Source organism: Pseudokineococcus marinus, from assembly GCF_013004605.1.
In the GTDB taxonomy this organism is placed as follows: domain Bacteria; phylum Actinomycetota; class Actinomycetes; order Actinomycetales; family Quadrisphaeraceae; genus Pseudokineococcus; species Pseudokineococcus marinus.
The window spans coordinates 1-8,685 of record NZ_JABEMA010000128.1 but is presented as its reverse complement, the minus strand read 5'-3'; the positions used below and the strand labels follow the sequence as shown (position 1 = coordinate 8,685).

The following is an 8,685-nucleotide window of genomic DNA, read 5'->3' as shown; positions in this document are numbered from 1 at the left end:
CCCTCGACCCGGCGGGCGACCTCGTGGCCCTCGTCCGCGACGAGGACGGCCGGACCCGGCCGACGCTCGTCCTGCGGCCGGCGTGAGCGCCCCCGACGGCGTGGGCCCGTCCGAGGGGCCGGGCCGGGCGGAGGGGGCGGTGCCCGGCGCGCGCCGCTGGGCGGTGCTCGTGACGCCCGTGGCCAACCGCGTCTACGCCGGGGACGCCCCCCGGCTGCTCGCCGCCGAGCTCGTCCTCGTGCTGGGCGCGGGCGGTCGGCCCGTCGACGTCGCGGTGGAGCAGGTCGCCGGCCTGCCCTACGTCGTCCTCTCGAGCCCCGGGGACCTCGACGACCGGAGCCGGCGGGCCGTCGCCTCGGCGTCGACCGCCCACGCCCTCTTCGAGCGCCGCGCCCTGCCCGACGGCGCGGAGGCCCTCGTCCCCGTGCCGCTGCCCGCCGTCGACCTCTACGACGACGACCTCCTGACCATCCCCAAGTACCCGGGGAAGACGAACGAGCACGTCACGCGCCTGCTGCTGGACCTCGCCGTCGCGGCGCTCGAGGAGGGCCCGGCGGGTGCGGTGGGGGGAGCGCCGGCCGCCGCACGCCGCCTCCGCCTGCTCGACCCGCTCGCGGGGCGCGGCACGACGCTGCACCTGGCTCTCATGGCGGGGATGGACGCCACCGGCGTGGAGGTGGACGCCGGGGAGGTCGACGCCCACCGCGCCTTCCTCGTGCGGTGGCTGCGCACCAAGCGCCTCAAGCACACCGTCGACGCCGGCCGCCTGAAGGTGGCGGGCGCGGTGCTGGGCGAGCGCCTGCGGGTCGAGGTCTCGCCGTCCAAGGAGGCCGCCCGGGCGGGCGACGTCCAGGTCCTCGAGGTCCTGCGCGCCGACACCGCCGCCGTCGGCCCCGTCCTGGCCGACGGCTCGTTCGACCTCCTCGTCACCGACGCGCCCTACGGCGTCCAGCACGGCAGCGCCCGTGCCGGCGGCCGTGGTCCCGCCGGCGCCGGCGCCGGTCGGGGCGGTGCCACCGGCAGGGACAGGGGTGGACGAGATCGGGGCCCCCGGGACCTGCTCGAGCGGGCGCTGCCCGTCTGGGTGCCGCTGCTGCGGCGCGGCGGCGTCCTCGCGATGTCGTGGAACACGCACGTCCTGCCGCGCCCGGAGGTCGTCGCGCTGCTCGAGCGCCACGGGCTCGAGGTGCTCGCCGCGGGGGAGGACGGCGCCCTCGCGCACCGCGTCGACCAGGCGGTGCACCGCGACCTCGTCCTCGCGCGCCGCCCGGGCCGGGCCCCCGCCGCCGCCGCAGGCTGATCGCGGGCGGCCGCCCTCCCCGCCGGAGGCCCGACGATCTTCGCGCTGCGCCGGGAGGCCGCTGGGCGTAGAACGGTCCGCGCGGCGCCGCACCCTGCGCGTCGCGGCACGCGGACGGAGACCGGCATGAGCAGCAGCGAGCAGAGCGGGGGCGCGGCGCCGCCGGCCCGCCGCGACAGCAACCGCAAGGCGGTGGCCCTGGCCCTGGCGGCCGCGGTCGGCGGCTTCCTCTTCGGGTTCGACTCCTCCGTCATCAACGGCGCGGTCTCGGCGATCCAGGGCCAGTACGAGCTGTCGTCCTTCGTCATCGGCTTCGTCGTCGCGGTGGCGCTGCTCGGCTCCGCCGTCGGCGCGTGGTTCGCCGGGCCGCTCGCCGACCGCATCGGGCGCACCCGCGTCATGCTCGTCTCGGCGGTCCTCTTCCTCGCGTCAGCGGTCGGCTCCGGCTTCGCCTTCACGCCCTGGGACCTCACCTTCTGGCGCGTCGTCGGCGGCGTCGCCATCGGCATCGCCTCGGTGATCGCCCCGGCCTACATCGCGGAGATCTCGCCGAGCAAGATCCGCGGCCGGCTCGCGTCGTTCCAGCAGCTCGCCATCACGCTCGGCATCTTCGCCGCGCTCCTGTCGGACGCCTTCTTCGCCGGCGCGGCCGACGGCGGCGCGAGCGGCACCTTCGCGGGGCTCGACACCTGGCGCTGGATGCTCCTGGCCGAGGCCGTCCCGGCCGTGGTCTTCGGCATCCTCGCGCTGCTCATCCCCGAGTCGCCGCGCTACCTCGTGGCCAAGGGCCAGACGCAGCGCGCGGTCGCCGTCTTCCGGGACTCGCTGCACGCCCGCAACGCCGACGCGCTCGTGCAGGCCGTGCGCAAGAGCCTCCAGCGCGAGGACGAGCCCTCGATGCGCGACCTGCGCGGGCCGCGCCTCGGGCTCCAGCCGATCGTCTGGACCGGGATCATCCTGTCGGTCCTGCAGCAGTTCGTCGGGATCAACGTGATCTTCTACTACTCGACGACGCTGTGGCAGTCCGTCGGCTTCGACGAGTCGGACTCCTTCACGATCTCCGTCTTCACGGCCGTGCTCAACGTCCTCGTGACCTTCGTCGCCGTCGCCTTCGTCGACAAGGTCGGCCGCCGCAAGCTCCTCATGGCCGGCTCCGCCGGCATGGTGCTCGGGCTCGGGGCCGTCACCCTGGCCTTCACGCAGGCCGCCGTCGTGCCCGGCCAGGACGACGTCTCGCTGCCGACCGGGTGGGGCCCCGTGGCCCTCGTGGGCGCCAACCTCTTCGTCATCGCCTTCGGCGCCTCGTGGGGTCCCGTGGTGTGGGTCCTGCTGGGCGAGATGTTCCCCAACCGCATCCGCGCCGCCGCCCTCGCGGTGGCGGCCTCCGCGCAGTGGATCGCCAACTTCATCGTGACGGTGACGTTCCCGGTGCTCTCCCAGGACGTCTCGCTGTGGGCGACGTACCTCATCTACACCGTCTTCGCGGCGCTGTCCTTCCTCTTCGTCAAGACCAAGGTCGTCGAGACGAACGGCGTCGAGCTGGAGGACATGGGCACGGACAAGCAGTCGGCGCCCGCCCGCGCCGGCACCTGACACCTGCCCGCGGCGCCCCGGCGCGGACCGCCCCCGGCGCGAGCGCGCGGGCGGCCCCGCCGGGGCGCCGTCGCGCCGGCCTGGCACAGTGGGAGCGACCGGGACGGGCCCGGAGGTGAGAGGGGCGGCCCCGCGTGGAGCGCTGGTACGGAGCGGAGCAGGTGCCGTCGGCGCCGGGCGGCTCGGTCGTCGCCGTCGGCAACTTCGACGGCGTGCACCGCGGCCACCGCGTCCTGCTCGACGAGGTCGTGCGCGTCGCCCGCGAGCGCGGCCTGCGCTCGCTGGCCGTCACCTTCGACCCCCACCCCCTCCACGTCCTCCACCCCGACCGGGCGCCCGCGCTGCTGACCGGCCTCGACGAGCGGCTCGAGCTGCTCGGGGGGACGGGCCTCGACGGGGTCGTCGTCCTGCCCTTCACGCGCGCGCTCGCGGCCCGGACGCCGCGCGAGTGGGTGGCGGAGGACCTCGTGCGCGACCTGGGCGCGCGGGTGCTCGTCGTCGGGCACGACGTGCGGTTCGGCGCCGGCAACGCCGGCGACCTCGCGGTGCTGCGCGAGCTGGCGTCCGAGCTCGGCGTCGACGTCGTCGTGCTCGACGACGCCGTCTCCGCCGGCCGGCGCTGGTCGTCCTCCTGGGTGCGCGAGCTGCTCGCCGCCGGTGACGCCCGGGGGGCCGCCGACGTCCTCGGCCGCCCGCACCGCGTCGTCGGCGAGGTCGTCCACGGGGACCACCGGGGCCGCGAGCTCGGGTACCCGACGGCGAACCTCTCCGCGGGCGCCGAGGGGCTCGTGCCCGCCGACGGCGTCTACGCCGGCTGGCTCACCGCGCTGGACGGCGGCGCCCCGGGCGGCGGCGTCCGCCCGGGCGATCGCCGCCCCGCCGCCGTCTCCATCGGCACGAACCCGACCTTCGACGGCCTCGAGCGGCGGGTGGAGGCCTTCGTCCTCGACGTCCCGGACGGCAGCCCGCTCGACCTCTACGGCGTCCGGGTCCGCGTCGAGCTCGTCGAGCGCCTGCGCGAGACCCTCCGCTTCGACGGCGTGGAGGCCCTCTGCGCGCAGATGGCGCGCGACGTCGACCGGGCCCGCGAGGTGCTCGACGCGGCGGCGCCCGTCCCGGGGCGCTGACGAGGGCCCGTCGGGGCGACCTCGGCGAGCCGTCGGGCCCCGGCGCGCCCGCTGCTACCCTGGCGGGGCCGTTTGATCGGCCGCGGACCCAGAGAGCCCGGGTGGACGTGCCCCGGCGCACCGCGCAACGGACCCAAGGAGAGCAGTGCCCCTCGACGCCGCCACCAAGCAGCAGATCATGACCGAGTACGCGACGCACGAGGGCGACACCGGCTCGCCCGAGGTGCAGGTCGCGATGCTCACGAAGCGCATCACCGACCTGACCGAGCACCTCAAGGAGCACAAGCACGACCACCACAGCCGCCGCGGGCTGCTGCTGCTGGTCGGCCAGCGCCGCCGGCTCCTCAAGTACGTCGCCAAGCAGGACGTCAACCGCTACCGCGAGCTGATCGGCCGGCTCGGCATCCGCCGCTGACCCCCGGACGCCGCCCCCTCAGGTGAGGGGGCGGCGTCGGTGCGTCCGGGCCCGCCCGGGCGCCGAACCACCCGCGGCACGACCGCCGCACCGCACCACCGCAGTCCCGAGCGCGACCCGGCCCCGCCGGGCACCGCGACCACGGGTGCCGACGAGCCGGAGAGCCGGTCCTCGGTGGTGGCCCCCGGGAGGCGCGCAGCGCGCCGGCCCGTGGGCCTCGATCGGGAACTGGCCTCGCACCCTGACGCCCACACCTGGGCACCGGCCCGTCGTCGCCCCGCTGCACCGGAGGACCGGTGCGGCAGACCCGACGAACGGAGACCTCCTCGTGGAGACCACCCCCACCGCCGTCGAGACCGTCATCGACAACGGCTCGCACGGCTCCCGCACCATCCGCTTCGAGACGGGCCGCCTGGCCAAGCAGGCCGCCGGCTCCGTCGCCGCCTACCTCGACGGCGAGTCGATGCTCCTGTCGGCCACGACGGCCGGCAAGAACCCCAAGGACCACTTCGACTTCTTCCCCCTCACGGTGGACGTCGAGGAGCGCATGTACGCCGCGGGCCGCATCCCCGGCTCGTTCTTCCGCCGCGAGGGCCGCCCCGGCACGGACGCGATCCTCACCTGCCGCCTCATCGACCGGCCGCTGCGCCCGTCGTTCGTCTCGGGCCTGCGCAACGAGGTCCAGGTCGTCATCACGGTGATGGCGCTGCACCCCGACGACGCCTACGACGTCCTCGCCATCAACGCCGCGTCCCTCTCGACGCAGCTCTCCGGCCTGCCCTTCTCGGGCCCGGTCGGCGGCGTCCGCGTGGCGCTCGTCGACGGCCAGTGGGTCGCCTTCCCCAAGCACAGCCAGATGGAGCGCGCCGTCTTCGACATGGTCGTCGCCGGCCGGGTCGTCGGCTCCGGCGACGACGCCGACGTCGCGATCATGATGGTCGAGGCCGAGGCCACCGAGGACGCGTGGACGCTGGTCTCCGAGGGCGCCCAGAAGCCCACCGAGGAGGTCGTGGCCGCCGGGCTCGAGGCCGCCAAGCCCTTCATCGCGCAGCTGTGCGCCGCGCAGCAGCAGGTCGCCGACGCGGCCGCCAAGGAGACGCAGGAGTTCCCGCGCTTCCTGGACTACTCCGACGACGTCTACGCGGCGGTCGAGCAGGCCGGCTCGGAGCGCCTCGCGCAGGCCCTCACCATCGCCGGCAAGCAGGAGCGCGAGTCCGCGCTCGACGAGGTCAAGGGCGCCGTGCGCGCCGAGCTCGCCGACCGCTTCGAGGGGCGCGACAAGGAGGTCTCGGCGGCGTTCCGCTCGCTGACCAAGGCCCTCGTGCGCCAGCGCGTCCTGCGCGACGGCGTCCGCATCGACGGCCGCGGCCCGGCCGACATCCGCACGCTCGGCGCCGAGGTCGAGGTGCTCCCGCGCGTCCACGGCTCGGCGCTCTTCGAGCGCGGCGAGACGCAGATCCTCGGCGTCACGACGCTCAACATGCTGCGCATGGAGCAGCAGATCGACTCGCTCGGCCCCGAGACGCGCAAGCGCTACATGCACAACTACAACTTCCCGCCCTTCTCCACGGGCGAGACCGGCCGCGTGGGTTCGCCCAAGCGCCGCGAGATCGGCCACGGCGCCCTCGCCGAGCGCGCGCTCGTCCCCGTCCTGCCGAGCCGCGAGGAGTTCCCCTACGCGATCCGCCAGGTCTCCGAGGCGCTGGGCTCCAACGGCTCGACGTCGATGGGCTCGGTCTGCGCCTCGACCCTGTCGCTGCTCAACGCCGGTGTGCCGCTGCGCGCCCCGGTCGCCGGCATCGCCATGGGCCTCATCTCCGACACGGTGGACGGCGAGACCCGCTACGCGGCGCTCACGGACATCCTCGGCGCCGAGGACGCCTTCGGTGACATGGACTTCAAGGTCGCCGGGACCAAGGAGTTCGTGACGGCGATCCAGCTCGACACCAAGCTCGACGGCATCCCCGCCTCGGTGCTCGCCGGCGCGCTGACGCAGGCCCGCGACGCGCGCCTGCACATCCTCGACGTCATGGCCGAGGCCATCGACGCGCCCGACGAGATGAGCCCGCACGCGCCGCGCGTCATCGCCGTCCAGGTGCCGGTCGACAAGATCGGCGAGGTCATCGGCCCCAAGGGCAAGATGATCAACCAGATCCAGGACGAGACCGGCGCCGACATCTCCATCGAGGACGACGGCACGGTGTACATCGGCGCGACGGACGGCCCGTCCGCCGAGGCGGCGCGGTCGATGGTCAACGCCATCGCCAACCCGCAGATGCCGGAGGTCGGCGAGCGCTTCGTCGGCACCGTCGTCAAGACGACGACGTTCGGCGCCTTCATCTCCCTCACGCCGGGCAAGGACGGCCTGCTCCACATCTCGCAGATCCGCAAGATGGTGGGCGGCAAGCGGATCGACTCCGTCGACGACGTCCTCGGCGTCGGCCAGAAGGTCCAGGTCCAGATCGCCGAGATCGACCCGCGCGGCAAGCTCTCCCTCGAGCCCGTGCTCGCCGAGGGCGAGGGCGACGCCTCCGGCGACGCCCAGGGCCAGCAGGCGGAGGCCGCCAACATCTGATGCCGGTCGACCTGACCACGCTCGAGGGCCCCGACGGGTGGCTCGAGCACGACGCCGCCGGGCGGGCGGGTGCGCGCGTGCGCCGCACCCGCCTGCCCGGCGGCGTCCGGGTCCTCACCGAGCAGGTGCCGGGCGCGCGGTCCGCGACGCTCGGCGCCTGGGTCGGCGTGGGCAGCCGTGACGAGGCCGACCACGAGCGCGGCTCGACGCACTTCCTCGAGCACCTGCTCTTCAAGGGCACCCGGCGCCGCTCGGCCATGGACATCGCCGTCGCCCTCGACGAGGTCGGCGGCGACGCCAACGCCGCCACGGGCAAGGAGACCACCTCCTACTACGCCCGGGTGCTGGACGCCGACCTGCCCGTGGCCGTGGACGTCGTCTGCGACATGGTCACCTCCGCGGTGCTGCGGGCCGAGGACGTCGACGGCGAGCGCGGCGTCATCCTCGAGGAGCTGGCGGCGGCCGAGGACGACGACGAGGACGTCGCGCAGGAGCGCTTCGCCCTCGCCGTCCACGGCGACACCCCGCTGGGGCGCCCCATCGGCGGCACCCCGGACGACATCCGTCGCGCGACGCGCGACGCCGTCGCGGACCACTACCGCCGCCACTACGTGCCCGAGGGCCTCGTCGTCACCGCGGCGGGCGGCCTCGAGCACGACGCCGTCTGCGACCTCGTCAGCGGGGCCCTCGCCGAGGCGGGCTGGCCCGTCGGCGACGCGCCCGACCCGCTCCCGCGCCGGGCCGCGACCGCGGGGCGACTGGTGCCGAGCCGCCGCGGCCCCGGCGGCGTCGTCACGGTCGAGCGCGACACCGAGCAGGCGCACGTCCTGCTCGGGGGCCCGGGCCTCACGGCGACCGACGAGCGCCGCTGGGTGATGGGCGTCCTCGTCGCCGTCCTCGGCGGCGGCATGAGCTCGCGGATCTTCCAGGAGGTCCGCGAGAAGCGGGGCCTCGCCTACTCGACGTACGCCTTCGACGCCGGCTACGCCGACGACGGGCTCTTCGGCCTCTACGCCGGGTGCACGCCGGCCCGCGTCCCCGAGGTCGTCGAGCTCCTCGCCGAGCAGTGGGCGCTCCTGGCCCGCGACGGCCTGGGGGAGGACGAGCTGCGCCGCGGCCGCGGCCAGCTGTCCGGCTCCCTCGTCCTCGGCATGGAGGACTCCGGCGCCCGCATGACGCGCCTGGCGCGCGCCGAGCTCGTCCACGGCCGCTGGACCGGCGTCGACGAGGCGCTGGGGCGGATCGCGGCCGTCACCGCGGACGACGTCGTCGCGCTCGCGGGCGAGCTGCTCGACGCCCCGCGCTCGCTCGTCGTCGTCGGGCCCTTCGACGACGACCTGGTGGCCGTCGCGCCCTGAGCACTCACGAGACCGACGGAGGGGCGGGCACCCGGCACCGGGTGCCCGCCCTCCGTCGGTCTCGGCGCGTGTCGCGCGTCACCGCCCGCGGTGGGCGGCGCTCGACCGGGTCCGCGTCCGACGTCGTCCGCGGGGTGCGGACGCTCGGTCGGGTCCGCGTCCGGCGCCGTCCGCGGGGTGCGGACGCTCGGTCGGGTCCGCGTCCGACGTCGTCCGCGGGGTGCGGACGCTCGGTCGGGTCCGCGTCCGGCGCCGTCCGCGGGGTGCGGACGCTCGGTCGGGTCCGCGTCCGGCGTCGTCAGCGGGGTGCGGACGCT

7 protein-coding genes are annotated in these 8,685 nt (G+C 75.6%); all 7 read left to right on the top strand.

Translation table 11 applies throughout. From position 1 onward, the window contains the following. Nucleotides 1-86: hypothetical protein (locus HLB09_RS20355; RefSeq protein ID WP_409372995.1), on the top strand; the 86-nt coding region annotated here is incomplete at its 5' end. Further along, nucleotides 83-1,300 carry a TRM11 family methyltransferase gene (locus HLB09_RS09645; protein ID WP_212770842.1) on the top strand — a complete coding sequence of 406 codons (1,218 nt, stop codon included), beginning with the start codon at nucleotides 83-85 and terminating at the stop codon, nucleotides 1,298-1,300. The genes HLB09_RS20355 and HLB09_RS09645, both read left to right, overlap by 4 nt. 126 nt (nucleotides 1,301-1,426) lie before the next feature. Continuing rightward, nucleotides 1,427-2,893 carry a sugar porter family MFS transporter gene (locus HLB09_RS09640; RefSeq protein WP_171203169.1) on the top strand — a complete coding sequence of 489 codons (1,467 nt, stop codon included), beginning with the start codon at nucleotides 1,427-1,429 and terminating at the stop codon, nucleotides 2,891-2,893. 134 nt (nucleotides 2,894-3,027) lie between these two features. Further along, nucleotides 3,028-4,020, top strand: a complete 993-nt coding sequence (locus tag HLB09_RS09635; RefSeq protein ID WP_171203168.1) for a bifunctional riboflavin kinase/FAD synthetase — start codon at nucleotides 3,028-3,030, stop codon at nucleotides 4,018-4,020. 145 nt (nucleotides 4,021-4,165) lie between these two features. Continuing rightward, nucleotides 4,166-4,435, top strand: coding sequence for a 30S ribosomal protein S15 (gene rpsO / locus HLB09_RS09630; protein ID WP_171203167.1), 270 nt, complete (start codon nucleotides 4,166-4,168; stop codon nucleotides 4,433-4,435). Between the two features lie 328 nt (nucleotides 4,436-4,763). Beyond that, the gene (locus HLB09_RS09625; protein WP_322790108.1) at nucleotides 4,764-7,010 is read left to right on the top strand and encodes a polyribonucleotide nucleotidyltransferase; all 2,247 of its coding nucleotides are present in this window, start codon (nucleotides 4,764-4,766) and stop codon (nucleotides 7,008-7,010) included. Next, complete coding sequence (locus HLB09_RS09620) at nucleotides 7,010-8,368, top strand: M16 family metallopeptidase (protein ID WP_171203166.1); 1,359 nt, start codon at nucleotides 7,010-7,012, stop codon at nucleotides 8,366-8,368. Before HLB09_RS09625 ends, HLB09_RS09620 begins: the two co-directional genes overlap by 1 nt. Nucleotides 8,369-8,685 lie beyond the last annotated feature (317 nt).